This is a genomic window from Pyxidicoccus xibeiensis (assembly GCF_024198175.1).
Lineage (GTDB): Bacteria > Myxococcota > Myxococcia > Myxococcales > Myxococcaceae > Myxococcus > Myxococcus xibeiensis.
This window is the reverse complement of sequence record NZ_JAJVKV010000016.1, coordinates 199,019-217,073: the sequence shown is the minus strand read 5'-3', so window position 1 is coordinate 217,073 and position 18,055 is coordinate 199,019. Positions and strand designations below refer to the sequence as shown.

Annotated in this window: 17 protein-coding genes; 11 read left to right on the top strand and 6 right to left on the bottom strand. The window is 70.1% G+C overall.

Features of this window, described 5'->3' with window-relative positions:
- Positions 1-433: 433 nt before the first annotated feature.
- The 7 genes from LXT23_RS42300 to LXT23_RS42270 all read left to right on the top strand — a co-directional run bounded on the left by LXT23_RS42300 (position 434) and on the right by LXT23_RS42270 (position 5,886).
- On the top strand, positions 434-931 hold the full coding sequence (locus LXT23_RS42300; protein WP_253986170.1) for an AHH domain-containing protein: 498 nt from the start codon (positions 434-436) through the stop codon (positions 929-931).
- Positions 932-936: 5 nt separating this feature from the next.
- Positions 937-1,530 (top strand): imm11 family protein, encoded by a 594-nt coding sequence (locus LXT23_RS42295; protein ID WP_253986169.1) that lies wholly within the window; start codon positions 937-939, stop codon positions 1,528-1,530.
- Between the two features lie 12 nt (positions 1,531-1,542).
- Positions 1,543-2,343 carry an immunity 49 family protein gene (locus LXT23_RS42290; RefSeq protein WP_253986168.1) on the top strand — a complete coding sequence of 267 codons (801 nt, stop codon included), beginning with the start codon at positions 1,543-1,545 and terminating at the stop codon, positions 2,341-2,343.
- A gap of 475 nt (positions 2,344-2,818) precedes the next feature.
- Positions 2,819-3,517, top strand: coding sequence for a hypothetical protein (locus tag LXT23_RS42285; protein ID WP_253986167.1), 699 nt, complete (start codon positions 2,819-2,821; stop codon positions 3,515-3,517).
- Positions 3,518-3,542: 25 nt separating this feature from the next.
- A complete protein-coding gene (locus LXT23_RS42280) occupies positions 3,543-4,007 on the top strand; it encodes a DUF4150 domain-containing protein (protein ID WP_253986166.1) in 465 nt (154 codons plus the stop codon).
- A gap of 25 nt (positions 4,008-4,032) precedes the next feature.
- Positions 4,033-4,554: a DUF6484 domain-containing protein gene (locus LXT23_RS42275; protein ID WP_253986165.1), complete on the top strand. Its 522-nt coding sequence runs from the start codon at positions 4,033-4,035 to the stop codon at positions 4,552-4,554.
- 6 nt (positions 4,555-4,560) lie between these two features.
- Complete coding sequence (locus LXT23_RS42270) at positions 4,561-5,886, top strand: TIGR02270 family protein (protein ID WP_253986164.1); 1,326 nt, start codon at positions 4,561-4,563, stop codon at positions 5,884-5,886.
- Positions 5,887-5,908: 22 nt separating this feature from the next.
- On the opposite strand, the gene LXT23_RS42265 is transcribed toward LXT23_RS42270, so the two are convergent.
- Complete coding sequence (locus LXT23_RS42265) at positions 5,909-6,307, bottom strand: STAS/SEC14 domain-containing protein (protein ID WP_253986163.1); 399 nt, start codon at positions 6,305-6,307, stop codon at positions 5,909-5,911.
- A 117-nt stretch (positions 6,308-6,424) separates the two neighbouring features.
- Positions 6,425-6,922 (bottom strand): CinA family protein, encoded by a 498-nt coding sequence (locus LXT23_RS42260; RefSeq protein ID WP_253986162.1) that lies wholly within the window; start codon positions 6,920-6,922, stop codon positions 6,425-6,427.
- A 198-nt stretch (positions 6,923-7,120) separates the two neighbouring features.
- On the opposite strand from LXT23_RS42260, the gene LXT23_RS42255 reads away from it, so the two are divergent.
- From LXT23_RS42255 to LXT23_RS42245, 3 genes are all read left to right on the top strand, one after another.
- Complete coding sequence (locus tag LXT23_RS42255) at positions 7,121-8,821, top strand: LVIVD repeat-containing protein (RefSeq protein ID WP_253986161.1); 1,701 nt, start codon at positions 7,121-7,123, stop codon at positions 8,819-8,821.
- 125 nt (positions 8,822-8,946) lie between these two features.
- The gene (locus tag LXT23_RS42250) at positions 8,947-11,697 is read left to right on the top strand and encodes a TonB-dependent receptor domain-containing protein (protein ID WP_253986160.1); all 2,751 of its coding nucleotides are present in this window, start codon (positions 8,947-8,949) and stop codon (positions 11,695-11,697) included.
- Between the two features lies 1 nt (position 11,698).
- A complete protein-coding gene (locus LXT23_RS42245; RefSeq protein ID WP_253986159.1) occupies positions 11,699-13,003 on the top strand; it encodes a hypothetical protein in 1,305 nt (434 codons plus the stop codon).
- 22 nt (positions 13,004-13,025) lie between these two features.
- Here the strand turns inward: LXT23_RS42245 and LXT23_RS42240 are convergent, their stop codons facing one another.
- The gene (locus tag LXT23_RS42240) at positions 13,026-13,829 is read right to left on the bottom strand and encodes a hypothetical protein (RefSeq protein ID WP_253986158.1); all 804 of its coding nucleotides are present in this window, start codon (positions 13,827-13,829) and stop codon (positions 13,026-13,028) included.
- Between the two features lie 173 nt (positions 13,830-14,002).
- Between LXT23_RS42240 and LXT23_RS42235 the strand changes: the two genes are divergently transcribed.
- Positions 14,003-15,850: a penicillin-binding transpeptidase domain-containing protein gene (locus tag LXT23_RS42235; protein ID WP_253986157.1), complete on the top strand. Its 1,848-nt coding sequence runs from the start codon at positions 14,003-14,005 to the stop codon at positions 15,848-15,850.
- Between the two features lie 21 nt (positions 15,851-15,871).
- Here LXT23_RS42235 and LXT23_RS42230 read toward each other — a convergent pair whose 3' ends face one another.
- The 3 genes from LXT23_RS42230 to LXT23_RS42220 all read right to left on the bottom strand — a co-directional run bounded on the left by LXT23_RS42230 (position 15,872) and on the right by LXT23_RS42220 (position 18,046).
- Positions 15,872-16,660: an immunity 49 family protein gene (locus LXT23_RS42230; RefSeq protein ID WP_253986156.1), complete on the bottom strand. Its 789-nt coding sequence runs from the start codon at positions 16,658-16,660 to the stop codon at positions 15,872-15,874.
- The gene (locus tag LXT23_RS42225; protein WP_253986155.1) at positions 16,657-17,169 is read right to left on the bottom strand and encodes an imm11 family protein; all 513 of its coding nucleotides are present in this window, start codon (positions 17,167-17,169) and stop codon (positions 16,657-16,659) included. The genes LXT23_RS42230 and LXT23_RS42225 overlap by 4 nt, the downstream gene beginning before the upstream one ends.
- Before the next feature lie 76 nt (positions 17,170-17,245).
- Positions 17,246-18,046, bottom strand: coding sequence for an AHH domain-containing protein (locus LXT23_RS42220; protein WP_253986154.1), 801 nt, complete (start codon positions 18,044-18,046; stop codon positions 17,246-17,248).
- Positions 18,047-18,055: the final 9 nt, after the last annotated feature.

The window sequence follows — 18,055 nt, the reverse complement described above, 5'->3', positions numbered from 1 at the left end:
ACAATCGCAGACAGCACGGACCCGGGGGGGGCCGCAATGGTCAAGCGCACGAAGAAGAACATGACGCGCGAGGAGAAGTTCATCCAGCGCGTCTACGCCCTGCGCCTCAAGAACCCTGAAAAGCACACCCGGCCCCGCGGCCTCCAGCGCGAACCAGAAGCCCGAACATCTCAGCAGCCAGAAACTGATTCGCGGAAACCTCGCCCCAGGGCGGCACCTCTATACGTTCGACGAAGGCAAGCTCAAGCAGGCCTACGTCCAGTCGTATTACGCGTGGAACGCCTGGAACTACATCGGCTCAGGCGCGGACGACGCACGCGACATCTACAAGGGAGAAGAAACGCGTTTCCCCGAGCACCAGTTCTTCCACGCCGACCACCGGCCCAACTTCTATCAGCTCTATCCGACCCCAGCCCTCGGTACCTACGCGGAGGTGGAGGCACGCTACAAGCAGGAGAAAGACCCCGACCTGCGCCGCTACTACCGACGCAAGACGAGCGTCCTCTACGTCAGCAAGGAGTTCAACAAGCGGTCGAGCGTCATCGGCGTCACCCTGCCCTACCCGTGGGAGGCCCACCACCTGCTCTCCACCAACGTCTTCTACAAGTACCTCACGTTGGCGCAGATCAAGGTCATCCTCCGCAGCGACTACGACATCAACGATGGCCGGAACATCATCTTCCTTCCCCAGGAGCCCATCGACACGCCCGTCCACAAGCTCCCGTACCATTCCTCCGGGCACACCCAATACGACAAGAAGATCAAAAGAGAGATGGTCACACTGAAGGCCACGCTGGATGACATCGTGAAGAACCAGCGCGACCACAAGGAGGCGGCCAAGATGATAGAGAAGGAGCTGCACGACCTCGAAACGATAATGTTCATGTACACCCGCGACGTGGGCAAGAAGCCCCGGCAGAAGCTCCATTGACCCCGATGCGCTACTTCGTTTTCGTCGAAAACGGGGACGTTGAGGACAATGCCGTCCTGTCGGACCCGCCTGAATCCATCAAAGATGAGCTGTTCAGGTTCCGTGAGGGCGTGCCCCTCAAGGACTGGTTTCCGTCCCCTGCCGTGTTCCCGATGGACCCGGAGTTCCCCAAGGCCCGCAAGCTCTATGACCTGCAGGCCACCACCCTCAGCATCACCATCGCGTCCAAGGCGCTCAAGACCACCTTCGACGAGGCCGGCTGCGACAACGTCGAGTACCTCCCCATCCTCATCCACAACCACCGGGGGAAGCTCGCCAGCGCTGACTACTGCATCGCCAACATCCTCCAGCCCGTGGATGCCATGGACCGCGAGGCCTCCATCTACACGAACAGTGCGCTGATTCCTTCGCTCGTCACGCGGCTGGAAAAGCTCGTCCTGCGGATGGAAGCAATTCCCCCCGGCCTTCACCTCTTCCGGCTCACCGGCGTCCCTCACTATCCGCTGGTCAGCGAGACGCTCAAGCGGGCCATCGAGAAGAAGAAGCTGACCGGGATGCTCTTCGTTGCTCCCGAGGAGTTCAACAGCGCGCTGTACTGAGCAGGGGGCCACATGCGCAGCCTGGCATCGTATATGGATGTCGGCAGGCAGTACCTCGTCCAGACCTCCGCGGACTTCGACCCGGCGGCCCCCTGGGACGAGCGGCTCGAGCACCACCGCACCTGGGGCTTGGCGCTGAAGATGGTCGCCTACGGGAAGCTGCTGGTGGAGTGCGACGTGCCAGGCTTCCATGCGCACCTGCTGTGCGCGGCGATGAACTGGCGCCAGCTGCTCACCCACGCCCGGGCCGAGGGCCACCGCGTCCCCGCTTCGATGAATGACGCGTTGCTGAGCGCCATCGCCTGCGGGCGGATGGACCTGGCGCTCGAGCTGGCGGAGCTCTCGGCCCGGGAGCCGACGGTGCCAGAGTACGAGGACGAGTTCCTCGGCGCCTTCTTCCTCCAGGAGTACCTGCGCTCCCGCGTGGGCCGGGGAGAGGCCGTGGACCTGGAGCGCCTGTGCCAGGACATCGATGACTTCCTGGGCGAGCCGAGCCCGCGCACGGACACGCTTCGTGCGCTCGCCCGTGGGGACGGGCCTGCCTTCGACGAGGCCTTCCGGACCTGGAACGAGACGGTGGCCGCCACCCGGGCCGACCCGGCCGCGCCCGGCTCCACCTTCTCGTCTGGCATCACCCGTCACGTCTGGCTGGAGGGGCTCGCCCTGCTCCGGCTCGCGGGTGAGGCCGGCCTCTCACTCCCATCCGAGCTCCGGCCGCTGCTGCCAGGACTCGTGCTCCAGCCACCCCCGGCGACGCTCTCGGCGGTGCCCTGGCTGCTCGGACAGACCCGCCTCACCGAGGAGGACCTGTGAGCGGCCCCGCGAAGCCGTCCATCCGGAGACTCGCCGTCACCGGCATCGGCATGGCGTCCTCGCTGGGCGACGCGGTGACGGCCTGCGCCGCGGCACGAGCGGGGCTGGTCCGGCCCGGCTCGCTGCCACTCTTCTCCGGCATGGACGGGGAGGAGCCCGCCGTCGTCTCTGGCCATCCCTGTGCCGAGGTCCAGGGCTTCGAGGGCTTCGCCCGGCTGTGCTACCTCGCGTTGCTGGCGCTCGAGGATTTGCTCACACGGTGGTCTCCGGGAGACGTGCCTGCCTCGCGTATCGCGGTGCTCATCAACCTGCCCACGAGCGATGAGCGCCCGCTGCTGCTCGCGCACCTGGGCCGCGCTGGAAGCAGCACGCCCGGCGCCCGGGAAGGAGATGTCTTCGCGGGCATGCTCGGCCCCCTCATGCCACGGCGCTGCGCGGAGCAGCGCTGCGCTTCGTGCATGGCGGGCATGCGGGCGTGGGCGAAGCGCTCCTCCAGGCCGAGTCCATGCTGGACAACCGGCAGGCGGAGCTCTGCGTGGTGGGCGGCGTCGACAGCTTCCTGGAGACCCCCACGCTGGAGTGGCTGGATGGCACCGGGAGGCTCAAGACACCCGAGCGGCCCACCGGGCTGATGCCCGGCGAGGGCGCCGCATTCGTGGCCCTCGGCCGGCCCTCCCGCGCTCGTGAGCCGCAGCAGCCTCCGCTGGCGCTGCTCGGGCCGCTGTCCTGGGGAGAGGAGGAAGCCGACGAGAGCCCCGCCCCCGGAGAGGTCCTGGCGCGCACCCTCCGCGACGTCCTGGAGCGCAACCCCGAGAGGGACGAGGAGGCCTGTGTCCTCATCCACGACCTCAACGGGCAGGATGGGCGCGCCCTGGACTGGGGTCATGCGCTGCTCCGGAGCAGCCAGGCGTTTCCGCGCATCGGGCAGCTGCCACGATGGCTGCCAGCCCTCAGCTTCGGAGACGTGGGCTGCGCCACGGGCTTCTTCCAGCTCTGTATCGCCGTGCGCGCCTTCGCGCGCGGGTACGCGGCGGGCCCACAGCTCCTGCTCGCCTGCAGCTCGGACGAGGGCGCACGGGCCGCGCTCGTTGTCACGGCCCCAGGCTCTCCGGGCTTCCATGACTCCGGGGACCTGGCCCGACCCGGCTCGCGCAGCGTCGTCCCGAGGGAGTAGACTGTCCCCTCTGGAGGTGGACGCCATGCCCGTCAATACCGGTGTGAACAAGATGTCCGTGGTGACCAAGGACAGCGGCGGCATCACCACGGCCTTCCCGGACGTGTGCAAGACGCCCAGCCCCGCCGGGCCCGTGCCCATTCCGTACCCCAACATCGCCCAGTCCTCGGACACCGATAAGGGCACCAAGAAGGTGTCCGTGGCCGGCAACCCGGTGTGCGTGAAGGACTCCAACTTCAAGACGAGCACCGGCGACGAGGCGGGCACCGCCGGTGGCGGCGTAGCCTCCAGCAAGACCAAGGGCAAGGCCGAGTTCGTCAACTTCTCCTTCGACGTGAAGTTCGAGGGAAAGAATGTGGCGCGCGCCATGGACCTGATGCTCCACAACGACAAGAACACGCCCCCCTTCCCCGTCATCCAGGGGCCCGTCATGGCCAGCGGTGATGGACCGGGCAAACCCAAGTGCCTCGTCTGCGACCACGACGTCTAGGCCCCCGCACGCTGGAAGCCACTCCATGAGCGCACCTCCCGACAGGAAGCCCCTCGCCCCGGAGCTGCACACCCCGGAGCCCATCCTCGGCAGTCGCGGAGGCCAGCTCGCCGGGCTCGATGCCTCGGGCGCCGTCCTCGTCGACTTCCCCGGCAACACCACGGGCCCCGTGCGCGCCCGGCTCGCCGTGGCAGTGGATGCGAAGACGCTCCAGGCCGCCGTGGCCCAGAAGCAGAAGGTCGTCCTCCTCTTCGAGAACGGCGACCCGCGCCTGCCCTTCGTAATGGGCCTCATCCAGGAGCCCAGCCCGACGCCCCTGCTGGACTCCCTGCTGAACGCGCCCCCCGAAGAGGCACGGGCTCCCACCGAGGCCCACGTGGACGGCAAGCGCGTGGTCATCGAGGGCCAGGACGAAATCGTCCTCAAGTGCGGCGAGGCCAGCATCACCCTGCGCCGCAACGGCAAGGTCATCGTGAAGGGCACCTACCTCGAATCCCGCGCCACCGGCACCCACCGCATCAAGGGTGGCTCCGTGGAGATCAACTAGCCCGCCATGGCCGAGCACTCCGGACGGACGCTGCGCTGGGACATCTACGAGGAGCACCTCAACGAAGGCGCGTTCCGGTGGACGCAGCGGGAGAAGGCGCTCGACGCGCCTGACTACACGCTGGAGGAAGTGGCGGAGCTGGAGGAGCCGGTCGCCGCGCACGTGGATGCGCTGGTGCTGGGCGGTGAGCCCGTCGCGAAGCGCCTGCTGGTGCCCGCGCTGGCGGACGAGCCCGAGCGCGTCGTCGCGGCGGCCCTCGCGCTGCTCGGCGCCGAGGAGCCTTCCGGCCCCGCCGCGGTGCTCGCCGCGCTTCCCGTGGCCGAGCCTCCCGCGCTCGTTGCACTCCGGCGCGCCCTCGAGCTGTCCTCCCCTGCCGCCATTCCCGCGGACCTGCCGTCACTCCTGAAGAAGGAGGATGGCCTGCCGGAGCTGTTCGCCCTGGTGCTCGACACGCTGGGCTCGCACGGGCTGACCACGGCGCCGCTGTGCACGCCGTTCCTCGCGCACCCGGAGCCGCAGGTGGCCGCCGCCGCCCTTCGCGCCGCCAGCCGTGCCCGGCTGCCGCTGGACTCCTCCGTGCTTCAGCGCGCGCTGGACTCGGGCGAGCCCGCGCTGCGTGACGCCGCCATCGTCGCGGGGCTGCTGGGAGGCCACCGCAGCGCCTGGGCCGCGTGCCAGGCCGTGGCCGAGTCCCGCACGCCCGGCGGCCGGCTGCCCCTGCTGCTGCTGGGCATGAGCGGGGACGAGCGCGACGTGAAGCGGCTGCTGGAGCTGCTCCCGGACGCGAAGCTCCAGCGGGACGTGCTGTGGGCGCTCGGCTTCAGTGGCCGCATGGCCGCCGCCGACGCCTGCGTGGAGCTGATGCGGCAGAAGCCCGTGGCGGCGCTCGCGGGCGAGGCCTTCTCCGCCATCACCGGGCTGCGCCTCGTGGAGCAGTACGCGGCCGTGCGGGAAGAAGAGGACGACGCGCTTCCTCCCCTGGAGGAGGACGACCTCGACGCGGACCTGTCGGCGAAGCCGGAGGACTCGCTGCCGCTGCCCCAGCCCGACACCGTGACGGCGTGGTGGCAGGAGACGCGCCAGAAGCTGGACGTGAAGCAGCGCTACCTCGCGGGGCAGCCCTTCACTCCGCAGGCCCTGCTCGAAGCGCTCGTCAGTGCTCCCATGCGGCGCCGCCATGCGCTGGCCCTGGAGCTGGCGCTGCGCAGCCGGGGCGCCATCCTGGTGCCCACGCGGGGCTTCGTCTCGCAGCAGCTCGCCACCTGGAAGGAGGCGCGCTCGGTGCCGGCGTCTTCCATCAGCCGGCCCTTCGCCGAGGGCCTCCGGGGCTGACGCTTCGGGAGGCGTGAAGGCCTCACGCCCCCGGGTGCACACCCGCGCCCGCGTCACCGTGGATGAGCCACTGGCGCGCGGCCGACTCCTGCCAGAAGCGCTTGAGCACCCGGTCCGCCCGGCTCTCCCGGGCAATGCGTTGCAACTGCAGCGAGACAATCTGGCTCTCCACCAGCTCCGCCACCCGCACCACACCGCAGCGCAGCCCGTACTCCTGCGCGCGGCGCAGCAGGTCCGCCGCCTCCGGTGACACCGGCTTGAAGGTGCGCAGGTCCGCCTTCAGCTTGATGTCCCGCCCCCGCAGCGACTCCGTCGCCGCCCTCAGCTGCGCCACGAAGCGCTGCATCTCCTCCACGCGGAGGTACCCGTCCAGGATGAAGTCCACGATGGCGTGCCGCCGGTCCACCTCGAGCTGGAACACGGGACTCCCCCCTTCACTCACATGGATTCACCGTTGAACCGGTTGAGCGAGGATTGGAGCGTAGAGAACCCCGAGGTCCGTCGATAGGCGTCCGGCAGGGCGGTGCGAGCGTTCAGTTCAGGAAGCCGTGCCCAGTTGCTCCAGCAACAGCGCCAGCGCCCGCTCCGCCACCGCGCGGCGGATTCCCGCACGCTCTCCCGTGAAGACGTGGCGCTCCACCGTGGCCTGTTCCCCCCTGCGCAGCACGGCGATGAAGGCCAGCCCCACGGGCTTCTGCGGCGTGCCTCCGCCCGGGCCGGCGATGCCCGTCTCCGCCACCGCCCAGTCCGCGCGCGAGCGCTCCAGCGCGCCCCGGGCCAGCGCCTCCGCCGCCTCCACGCTCACCGAGCCGTGCGCCTGGAGCAGCTCCAGCGGCACGCCCAGCTGCTCCACCTTGGACTCGTGCGAGTAGGGCACGAAGCCGCGCTCCACCACCGCCGACGCGCCCGGCACGTCCGTCAGCCTCGCGCAGAGGAGCCCGCCCGTACACGCCTCCACCAGCGCCAGCCGCACGCCCGCGGCCCGGCACCGCTCCAGTACCTCCCGCGCCAGCACGTCCGGTGACTCGCCCGTCATCTCGGTCCTCCCGCCAGGGCCTGGAAGCCCCACTTTCTCATCTTCCACGCGTACCCCGTGAGCCAGGGAAGTTGTCCTCCGTCCTGCGCGGAGCCCCCACCCCAGGCCCCCTGGTGCGCCCGGACGCCATCACCACCTTCCGGCCCCACCCGCCGCGCCGCAAGAGCCCTCCGGCGCCGCGCCCCCGTAGAGGTCCCCATGGCTGGAGCAGTGAGGAAGTCCCTGGCCCTCGTGTGGCTGCTGGCGCTCGCGTGGCCCCTGACGGCCGAAGCCCAGTCACAGGACGCCGACTGGCGGCCACGCTTCCCGCCCGTGGTGGACACGCCCTTCAAGAAGGTGCCGCGCCCCATCATCGGCGCGCTGAGACAGCCGCTCCATGAGCTGCCGCAGAACGACCACTTCGAGCTCATCGGCTACCACCCGCTGCCCAACCCGGGAGACACCATCGCCCGGGGCCGCAATGGCCCCACCGGCATCGCTGGCGACTGTCTCTACGTGGGCAGCCGCATCGGGCGAAGACCCGGCACCGGACCCGCGTTCGGCACCCCGCCCCTGCCGCCCGAGGTGCTCATCGTCGACATCTCCAACCCCCGCAGGCCACGTCCCGTGGGCGCGCTGCCGACGACTCTCAACGCCACGTCGCGAGAGCTGCGCACCATCCCCGACGCGCGCACCCTCATCATCATGAACTTCCGCGAGGTGGGCCCGGACAGCGGCGCGGTGAACAACTACCAGGTCTATGACATCACCGACTGCCGCCGGCCCGTGCTGCGGCAGACGATTTCGCTCGGCGTCGACCGGCCGCAAGAGTTCTTCCTGTGGAGGGACCCGCGCGAGCCCGCGCGCTTCCTCCTGTATTCCTCCATCCACCTGGGCGACGTGCGCGAGCCGTCCCTGCGCGTCTTCGAGCTGATGGCGCCCCCGGACGGCCCCATCAGCCCCGAGCCGGTGGCCACCTTCACCCTCACCCCCGCCGTGCCCCGCGTGCAGCCGGTGGAGCCGTTCGAGTGGCGCGACGACCACTTCGTCTTCGACACCGAGAAGTCCGCCGTGCAGCGCAACAACGTGCACTCCATGTCCGTCTCCGCGGACGGCACGCGGGTGTACGTGGCCAACATCCACGGCGGCTACTACGTGCTGGACAGCACGCGGCTGGCGAACAAGGAGCCGTGCATCCGCGACACCGTCACCGTGGACGAGACGAGCAACACCGACCCCCGCCTCTGCCTGCGCAAGCTCAACCCGCACCCGGACGCGCGGGTGGACTTCACGCCGCCGTATGCGTGGACGGAGCACTCGGTGTACCCGGTGCCGGGCCGGCCGTACCTCGTCATCTCCGGCGAGCGCAACGGCACCAACACCTGCCCGTGGAGCTGGGGCCACATCCTCGACATCTCCAACGAGCGGCGGCCCCAGGTCGTCTCGCGCTACATGCTGCCGGAGAACCTGGAGGCCAACTGCGTCACCGGCGGCCCGGGAGACCCGTCGCTGTTGCGCGAGTTCTCCCCGCACCAGCAGCTCGTCTTCCCCAACCTCTTCTTCGTCTCCTGGTACTCGGCGGGGCTGCGCGTCTGGGACATCGCCAACCCCGCGCTCCCCATGGAGGTGGGCGTCTATGTCCCCAAGCCCGCGTCGCGCGTGGTGGAGCGCTTCCGCGACAGCCCGGACGTGTGGATGTGGCCGCACCCCATCCTCTACAACGGCCTCATCTACATCACCGACGAGAACAGCGGCCTCTACGTGCTGCGCTACAAGGGCCCCCGCGCCAGCGAGCTGCCCCGCACGGGCCTGTTCGTCAGCAACACCAACTACCTCGCCCCACCCCCGCTGCCGCCCCGGCCGGCGGCGCCCGCCTCCCACCGGCCCTTCAACCCCAGCGAGGGTCCGCTGGAAAAATGACGGGGCACTGACCGCGCCAGCCGGGTGGGGGGTTTTGGGAGGAATCCCCTGGCTGATATAGGCGGCAGCCGCGAACCGCACTGGCCGGAGTGACAGTTTCGCGAGCTTCGGTTCTGGTGCGTGTGATGCAACTCCAGTGTCTCTGCCTCCTGCTGGCAATGCTCCCCGCGCTCGCAATGGCGCAGGGAGTGCCCTCTCCCTCCAGCGAGCCGCGCGAGGTGGAGGTGGATGTCCAGGCCACCGACGGGGGCACCGCCGTGTCCTCGGACGATGCCGCCCGCCTGGGCCTGGCCACCGACGGCGGCGCGGCGAAGCTGGAGCCGCCCGCGCTGGTGGCGGAGTCCCCCGCCGCGTGGCCCGAGGGCCTGGAGGGCACGCCCGGCGAGGTGACGCTGGAGCTGCTGGTGGACGCCGAGGGCGCGGTGGCCGAGGTGAAGGTGCTCCAGGCCCCCGCCGAGCCGCGCCTCACCGAGGCCGCGCTGAAGGCCGCGCCGGGCCTGCGCTTCTCCCCGGCCACGCTGGGCGGCACGCCGGTGTCCGTGCGCCTGCCCTTCGTCTACCGCTTCGAGCCGCCCGTCGTCGTCCCCGCCGCCACCGCGCGCATCCAGGGCGAGGTGCGCGCCCGCGGCACGCGCCGCCCCCTGGCCGACGCCACCCTCTTCCTGGACGGCAGCGCCGAGCCCGCGGGCGCCGTGGACACAGCAGGCCGCTTCACGCTGGAAGTCACGCCCGGCGCCCACAGGGTCGAGGTGCGCGCCCCCGGCCACAAGGCCTCCACCTTCGAGGAGACGGTGGCGCAGGGGCAGTCCCTGCAGGTCGTCTACCGGCTCCAGCCCGGCCAGGTGAACCCGTATGAGACGGTGGTGCGCGACGACCGGCCGCGCACGGAAGTCACCCGCATCAGCCTGCACGAGCAGGAGATTCGCGAGGTGCCCGGCACGCTGGGAGACCCGTTCCGCGTGGTGATGCTGATGCCGGGCGTGGGCAGCCTCGCGTCGGGCATCAGCTACCCGGTGGTGCGCGGCAGCCAGCCGGCGGCCACCGGCTTCTTCCTCGACGGCGTGCGCATCCCCATGCTGTACCACCTGCTGCTGGGGCCCGCCGTCATCCACCCGGACTTCATCGACACCGTGGACTTCTATCCGGGCACGCCGCCGGTGCGGCTCGGGCGCGTGCTGGGCGGCGCGGTGGAGGGCCGGCTGTCCCGCCCGCGCGAGGACCGGCTGCACTTCACCGCCTACGCGGACTTCATCAACAGCGGCGGCTTCATCGAGTACCCGTTCAAGGAGACGGGCACCTCCATCAGCGCCGCCGGCCGCGTCAGCTACACCGGGCTGTTGATTTCGCTGGGGGCCAACCTCCTCAACGAGCCGGGAGCGGAGAACGTGCGCGCCAACTTCTGGGACTACCAGGCGCGCGTGGAGCAGAAGGTGGGCCAGGGGCGGCTGCGGCTGTTCGCGCTGGGCAGCTCCGACGACGTGGGCGTGAGCCCGGGGACGGAGTACGAGGGTGACTCGGGAGGCGGCGTGGTGTCGCGCTTCCACCGGGTGGACCTGCGCGGCACGCACCCGCTCGCGGGCGGCGAGGCGGAGCTGGGCTTCACCGTGGGCTGGGACGCGGTGGGCCTCACCGGCGAGGAGTCGCGCCAGCAGCCCGCGGGAGGGCTGGCCTCCGAGCAGGTCGGTGAGTACGCGCTGGAGCAGACGAGCGTCGCGCTGCGCGCGGGCTGGACGCGGCGGCTGGGTGAGACGCTGGAGGTGGCGGTGGGCGGCGACGTGGAGCACCGGCGCGCGGCCACCGTCATCACCGGCCAGGCGCTGCCTCCGGGCTACCGGCCGGGCAGCGCTCCGGACCCGCTGAAGAACCCCTCGTCGCTGGCCACGTTCTCCGGCGCGTGCGCCACCGCGACGTGGAGCCCGGGCGAGCGCTGGCTCTTCCAGCCCGGCCTGCGCGTGGACGCGTACCACCTGGTGCCCGGCATCACCCACACCGCCGTGGAGCCGCGCCTCACCGTGCGCCACCGGCTGACGGACGCGCTCACCCTCAAGGGCGGCGCGGGCCTCTTCCACCAGCCGCCCACCGTGCTGCTGCACCTGCCCGCGGTGGACACCGCCGGCCTGCGCTACGGGCTGCAGGAGGGCGCGCAGCTCGACGTGGGCGCCGAGTGGAAGGCCTTCGAGGGGCTGGAGCTGAGCGGTGACGTCTTCTACAACCCGCTGTCGCGCACGGTGGAGTTCGACGTGCAGGACGTGGTGGAGAACCGCCGCCGCGGCTCGCTGGCCGCGCAGGACCTGGCCGCCAGCGGCTACGCGTACGGCTTCGAGCTGATGGCGCGCCACCCGCTGGGCCGCAACTGGTTCGGCTGGGCCTCCTACAGCTTCCTGCAGAGCAGGCGCCACGTGCGCCTCGAGCGGTATGGCGACGACAACCGGGTGGTGGAGACGCAGGAGGGCACCCTGCCCTTCGCCTTCGAGCAGGCGCACGTCTTCAACGCCGCCCTCAGCTACAAGCTCGGCAACAACTGGACGCTGGGCACGGTGGTGCACTTCAACACCGGCCGCCCCGAGTCCGGGCACGTGACGTCGCAGACCCACCGCCTGGTGCCGGGGCGCGAGGGACGCGGGGAGTGGGTGCGCCAGGACGAGGACCGCGTCGAGCGGCTGGGCAACTTCTTCCGCGTGGACTTCCGCGCGGCGAAGTCCTGGGCCATGGAGGACTTCACGCTCGACGCCTACCTGGACATCCTCAACATCTCCGTCCAGCAGGAGGTGTTCGGCTACGAGTACGGCCACGACTACGCCACCGGCGCCCCGCTGCGCAAACCCATGCAGCTGCCCATCATCCTCCCGCTCTTCGGCGTGAAGGGGACGTACTGACATGCGCCATCTGCTGCCCCTGTCCCTGCTCGCGCTTCTCGCCTCCGGCTGTGAACGGATGCCGGAGGACTCCGTCTTCCTCTATGGCCGGCTGCTGAAGGAGGACGGCTCGCCCCAGGCCGGCTCGCTGCGCGTGGAGCGCGCGCTGAACCGCAGCTTCGTCGACGGCCAGTACAACCCGGAGGTGGACTGGAACTTCGAGCCGTACTCGGAAGGCGACAGCCAGGACTCCGGCGACTTCACGCTGGAAATCGTCTACGGCGATACCTACGTGGAGGACCTGTACAGCTACGCGAGCCACCGCTTCCGCGTGTACCCGCCGCTGGACGCGGACGGCAACGGCGTCTTCGTGGCCTTCTTCTTCCAGGACGACGTGGAGCTGCCGGCGCTGCGGCCGTGGACGTCGGGGCTCGCCGTGACGAGCGGCCCCGAGGGCCCCACCCTGTCCTTCGCCCCCGCGCCGCCCGGGCCGGAGGTGCCTCCGGCCGGGAGGCAGCGCGAGTTCTACGACAACGAGGGGAACGTCGTGCCCAGGCCCCCCAGCACCACGATGCCGGTGGTGCAGCTGCATGGAGCGGGCGCGCTGGTGTGGCAGCAGCTCCAGGCGGCGTCGCCCTGGGTGCCGAGCCCCTACGTGCTGGAGGACTTCCAGGGCGTGGAGGCACAGGTCCGCGCGCTCAGCGCGGACGAGTGGTACTTCGAGCCACTGGCCGCCCAGTACAGCTCCGTCACCTTCCGGATGGAGTGGAGGAGCCCGCGCGTGGCGGTGCCCCCCGGGGGCCTCACGCCCATCAGCCGGGGCGCCGGGTGCAGCGCCGCGCCGGTGGACGGTGCCTGCCCGTTCACGGACGGGAAGCTCCTTCCCCGGGACACGCTGCCCGAGAGCCAGCAGCCCGGGGCCGGGAGTGACTTCGGCGTGGAGGCGGTGAGCTTCACGCTGCCCGCGCCCGCCCGCCCGCGGCGACTGGTGGTGCGCGCGCTGGAGACGACGCTCGGCTACACGCCGCGCATGCGGCTGGTGCTGGAGGGCAGCACGGACGCCGTCAGCTGGGCCCCGCTGGGAGACTTCCCCATCGTCAACTACGACGAGAAGGACCGGAACCGGGAGCTGTACAGCTACGCCCTCACGAACGACGAGGACAGCCCGTTCGACGCGCCGATAGTGGTCTTCAATGGCCCGCTGTTCCTCGATGCGCCCCTCACCGGCGATGCCCCCGTGCGCCATGTGCGGCTGCGCGTGACGGGCGAGGACGGGAAGACACCCGGCAGGCTGTTGAAGCTGGCCGAGCTGTCGCTGTTCGAATAGGCGAGCCGTGCCGCCGCGGGGCTCAGTCGTGGGTCCAGTACTCAATCTCGCCCTTGTTGGCGATGCCGGTCAGCTTCGGGTGCGCGTAGCCGTGCTCGAAGTTCGTCTTCCCGGCCTGGGCGATGAGGGGGCCGTTCTTCGCGTCGTACGGCCCGGCCCGGTCGGGGCGCACCATGGCCACATGGCCGCTCTGGCTGGGGTCCGGGTTCTTCCACGCGAGCACCGTGGGGTGGCCGGCGTTCGCCCGCGCCTGCGCCTCTTCCGGGCTTATCTTGCGCCAGCCGCGTGAGGGCCCGTGCTTGCGCAGCCAGTCGACCTGGCCATTCGCATTCGTCTCCACGGCCGGCTTCGCCCAGATGGGCTCCCCCACCTTCGCCTTGCCGTTCACCTTGCCCGGCTCGCCGGTCGCCGGGTCGTAGGCGATGGGAAGCTCGCAGCCCATCGCCTTCGTCGCGTCCCAGACGTACGTGTTGCAGTGGGTCTTCTGGTCGGCCTTGATTTCGTAGCGGGGGCTGACCGCCACGCTGAACTGGTCCAGCACCGCGTCGTAGGCGAGCGGGTTGCGCGCCCCCTCGGAGTTGCGGAGCACCGGCTCCACGGGCGCTCCGGGCGGCGTCTTCAGGAACAGCTTCGTCTTCAGCCCGGACTTCAGCTCGGTCAGCAGCTCGAGCGGGTTGGGCAGGAGCTGCTTCGGCTGGAAGGCGTCGAGCGTCATGGCCGGAGCGGCGGGCGCCGCCTTCGGTGCGCTCGCGGGCGGGGGTGGGGGGAGCTCGCGCGTCTGCTGGGGCGCGAGGGGGCGGCTCTGCGGTCCAATGGGTGCGGGCATGCCCCGGTGCTTTTGCAAGCCACGCGCCTGCGTCCGTCCCCCCTCGATGTGACTGCGCACCGTGACAGCTGTCACGCACTTGGAGGCCGGGTGTCCCAGCGTCCGGTGGTTCCTGCGTGACGCCCTGCCCCTCGCGCAGCAGAGTGCGCCGCGTGTCAGGGCAAGCATTGAGGATGGGGTGGAGTGTCGCGGCGGCGGTGCTGATGGCGGCCTGCGCCTCCGTGCGTGAGCGGCCAGCGGACGGCCCGGTGGACGAGGCCGAGGTCTACCTCCAGGCGTGGGCCCGAGGGGACGTGGCGGCGCTGCGGCGCGCGGTGGTGGAGCCTCCCTCCAGCTTCGAGGCGCAGCACCAGCACTTCCGCGACGGGCTGCGCATCGTCTCCTCCCGGTTCGAGCTGGGACGCGTGGAGCGCGACGGGGAGAGCGGCCTGGCCACCTTCCGCGCCTTCCACGTGCTGCGCGGGCTGGGCGAGTGGGAGGTGGCGGGCACGCTGCGCTTCGTGCGTGTCGGAGGGCGGTGGCTCGTGCGCTGGAGCCCGGAGGTGCTGCACCCGGAGGCGCGCGAGGGCGACCGCTTCTCGCGCACCCGGACCCGCGCGGAGCGGGCCGACCTGCTCGACGCGCGCGGAGAGCCCCTCACCCACGTGGGCGAGGTCATCACCGTGGGCGTGCAGCCTTCGCGGATGCAGGGGCTGGCCGCTGTCGCGTCCGCGCTCCAGGTGCAGCTCGGCGTGGACCCGGAGCGGGTGGAGAAGCTGGTGAGCGCGGGGGGTGCGGCGTCGGACCCCGAGCGCTTCGTGCCCGTCATCGACGTGCGGCCCGAGCGCTATCAGCAGGTCCGCCCCGCGCTGGCCCCCGTGCCCGGCATCTTCTTCCGCCGCAAGAGCGCCCGGCTCTCTCCGGCCGAGGGCTTCGCCGCGCACACCCTGGGCCGCGTCGGCGAGGTGACGGCGGAGCTGCTCGCGGAGCTGGGGCCGACGTACCTGCCGGGAGACGTGGTGGGGCTGTCCGGGCTGGAGCGGGCCTTCGAGGCGCAGCTGGCGGGACGTCCCTCCGGCGAGGTGCGGCTCACCCGGGCGTCCGGTGAGGTGCGCGTCCTCTTCCGCTTCGAGGGGACGGAGGGAACTCCGCTGTCCACCACGCTGCTGCCCGAGGTGCAGGCCGCGGCGGAGGCGGCGCTCGATGGTGTCGCGCAGCCCGCGGCGCTGGTGGCGGTGGACAGCGGCACGGGGGCAGTGCTGGCCGTGGCGAGCCGGCCGCTCGGGCAGGCGCTGAACCGGGCGCTCACGGGACGCTACCCGCCCGGCTCCACGTTCAAGGTCGTCACCACCGAGGCCCTGCTGGCCCAGGGCATGGGCGTGGAGGCTCCGGCGCCCTGCCCTCCCGTGGCGACGGTGAAGGGGAAGGCGTTCCGCAACTTCGAGGGCGAGGCGCTGGGGAACAGCACGCTGCGACAGGCCTTCGTCCATTCGTGCAACACCGCGTTCGTGATGCTGGCCGCGGGGCTCGGGGGCGAGGCGCTCGCGGCGGCGGCGCGGAGGTTCGGGTTCGACGTGGACTACCAGGCAGGGCTGCCCACTTCCGGGGCTTCGTTCCCCCCGCCCCGGGATGCCGCCGAGCTGGCTGCCGCCGCCATCGGACAGGGGCGCGTGCTGGCCACGCCGCTGCACCTGGCCTCGGTGGCCGCGGCGGCCGAGTCGGGCCGGTGGCGCGCGCCCTACCTCGTGGAGGACTTGAAGGAGACTGGGCCGAGCGCACAGCTCACGAGCGGGGCTCGCGCGCCCCTGTTCACGATGATGCGCGCCGTCGTCACCGAGGGCACGGGACAGGCGGCGAAGGCGGTGCCGACGCTGGCTGGCAAGACGGGCACGGCGGAGTTCGGCACCGGTGCGCCGCTGCCGACGCATGCGTGGTTCATCGGCTTTCGCGGCGGCATCGGGTTCGCCGTGCTGGTGGAGGATGGAGGCGTGGGCGGCCGCGTCGCCGCGCCCATCGCCGCGAGGTTCGCGGCGGCGTTGTGAGAGGGCGACGCTCAGCTCTACTCAAGGGGAGCGCCAGGCGTCTTCCCCGGGCAGGGAGGCCCCCAGTGGAACCCTCGCGATTCGAGGAATGAGGTCGTAGGCGCTCCGGGTCGGAAGCTCGCGAAGCTCCGCGATTCGCAGGATGGCGAGCCCGTCCACGTAGACCTTGCCCTCGGTGGCGAGAATCTCCTCATCGCTGTCGACCTGCTTCCGGTAGTCCTTCATGGCCCGCTTCCGGTCCACGATGAGCTCGTCGAAGGCACGAGCAAAGTCGGGCCCACTCCGCTCGACGAGAGCCTGGCAGACCTCCAGCTCGGGAGGGATGTCGCTCCCGACCACCTCTCGCCATCGGGCCAGGGCCTTCTCCTGCAAGCGCCTCTCCTCCGGCCCGAGCAGCAGCAGATGGAGGACTCGGAAGAACAGGTAGTCGTCCTCGTACTCGAGCTCCGCGAAATGCTCGCGGGGAGAGAGCGCCGCGAGGCGCGTCGCGGTTCGGACGTCCCCCGCCGCCAGCGCGGCGCTGAGGCCGACATCCTCGCTGACGCAGAGGAACTCGGGCAGAAGCTCGCTGCCCGAAGCGGCAAGGCTCAGCAGATGCGCTCGCGCCTGACCGGCCTTGCACAGGTGCGCGGCGAATGCCTCCGTGTCCGCCTCCTTCAGCAGGGCACAGAGTCCCATGAGCCGGTTACAGGTGGAGACGTTGAGCAACAGTTCCCCGACATTGCCCTTCCCGGCCTCGAGGCCGGCGAGGGCCTGGTCCAGATGGAAGGTGTAGCGCTCCTCCGCGAGGTCCACGGGATGGTGGCTCATCGCAGGTCCACGGGTGCGCCGACTTCGTGGAACCGCGCCCCTGTGATGCCCTCCTTCTGGAGGTAGTCCTTGAAGTCGCTCCGCAGAATCATCAACTGTGGCATGGCCTGGACCCGGAACAGGTCCACGGAGGGGTCGACCTCCTCGTCCTTCAGCACGAGCCGCTTCAGTCGCGCGAAGGACCTGTGCTTGTCCACAGCACTCGTGCGGCCCTCGCACCTGCTCATGTCCGCCCAGTCACGGGTGCCGAGGACATTGACGATGTAGCACTGGTCGCTTGCCACCCGGCCCTTGTGGTTCAGCAGGATGAAGCGGATGTACTCGACGTCCGCTCGCGCTTTTTCGAGGAGCGACTTCATGCGCTCCGACACCATGAAGTAGCCCACCGCGTTGTCGATGACGTCCGGTATCCGGAAGCCCTTCACCTCCGCCGCCATGTTGAACTTGAGACCGGAGGAGAAGAGCGTTCCCGTAGGTACCCCTTCCGCAGGCTTGTAGATATCAGGCATCCCTTTCGGGTATCGCCAGATACTGCAGTCCTTCTCTCCACGAATCGAGGTCAGGATGTAATGGTTTGTCATGGGCTCACCCTGGGCTCCTCATCCGCAGCTTCCTGTTGATACCGACAGACATCTTCGACGAGGCAGCCTCCCTGCCATACGCGACGATGTCGTCGAACTCCTCGTACTGCCAGGTTTCGAGGTCCTTCTTCACGTCCGGGGCCGTCTTGTCGGTAATGGGGTGCGGCGGATCGGCCTGCTTGCCTTTGCCGACCAGCCGCTTGATTCGGTTGATTTCATTGATGCAGTCCTGGGCATAGTTCGTCCTGCGCCCGTGCCGCCCGCGGTGGGTCGGCAGGGCGAGCGCGATGCCTATCTCCGGACTGTGCGGCAGGATGATGATGTTGTTGCCGCTGTTGATGTTGTACTCCGCTGCCTGGAGGACATTGAGCTCCTTGTAGCTGAGCTCATTCTTGAGCACCTCGTCGGGCATGATGTGGTGATAGTGGTGATTGAAGGGCTCGTAGGCCTTGTGCTTGAAGTTGTCCTGATGCTTGAACCCCCAGACCGTTTCCTGCCCGGGCTTCAGGGGGTTGACCGGAGTCCTCGAGCGCCTGGCCATGAGGCTGTTGGCCCCCAGCTTCCGCTCCCGCGGAATCGTGATGCTCTGAAGCCGCTCGCGCACGGCGCTGTCCTGGAGGTCGAGCTCGTACAGCGTCTGCCGGGTGGGATGCTTGCTCAGCTCCTTATGGCCGTTGTTCCGATAGGCGCAGCGGGGATGCTCTTTCGAGTCGAACGACTCGACATGCTTCTGGATGCAGCCGAGCTCATCCTTGTGCTTCTTCCTCTTCCAGAGGTTGGTGATGTGCTTGTCGCTTCCCGCCATGAATCCTCC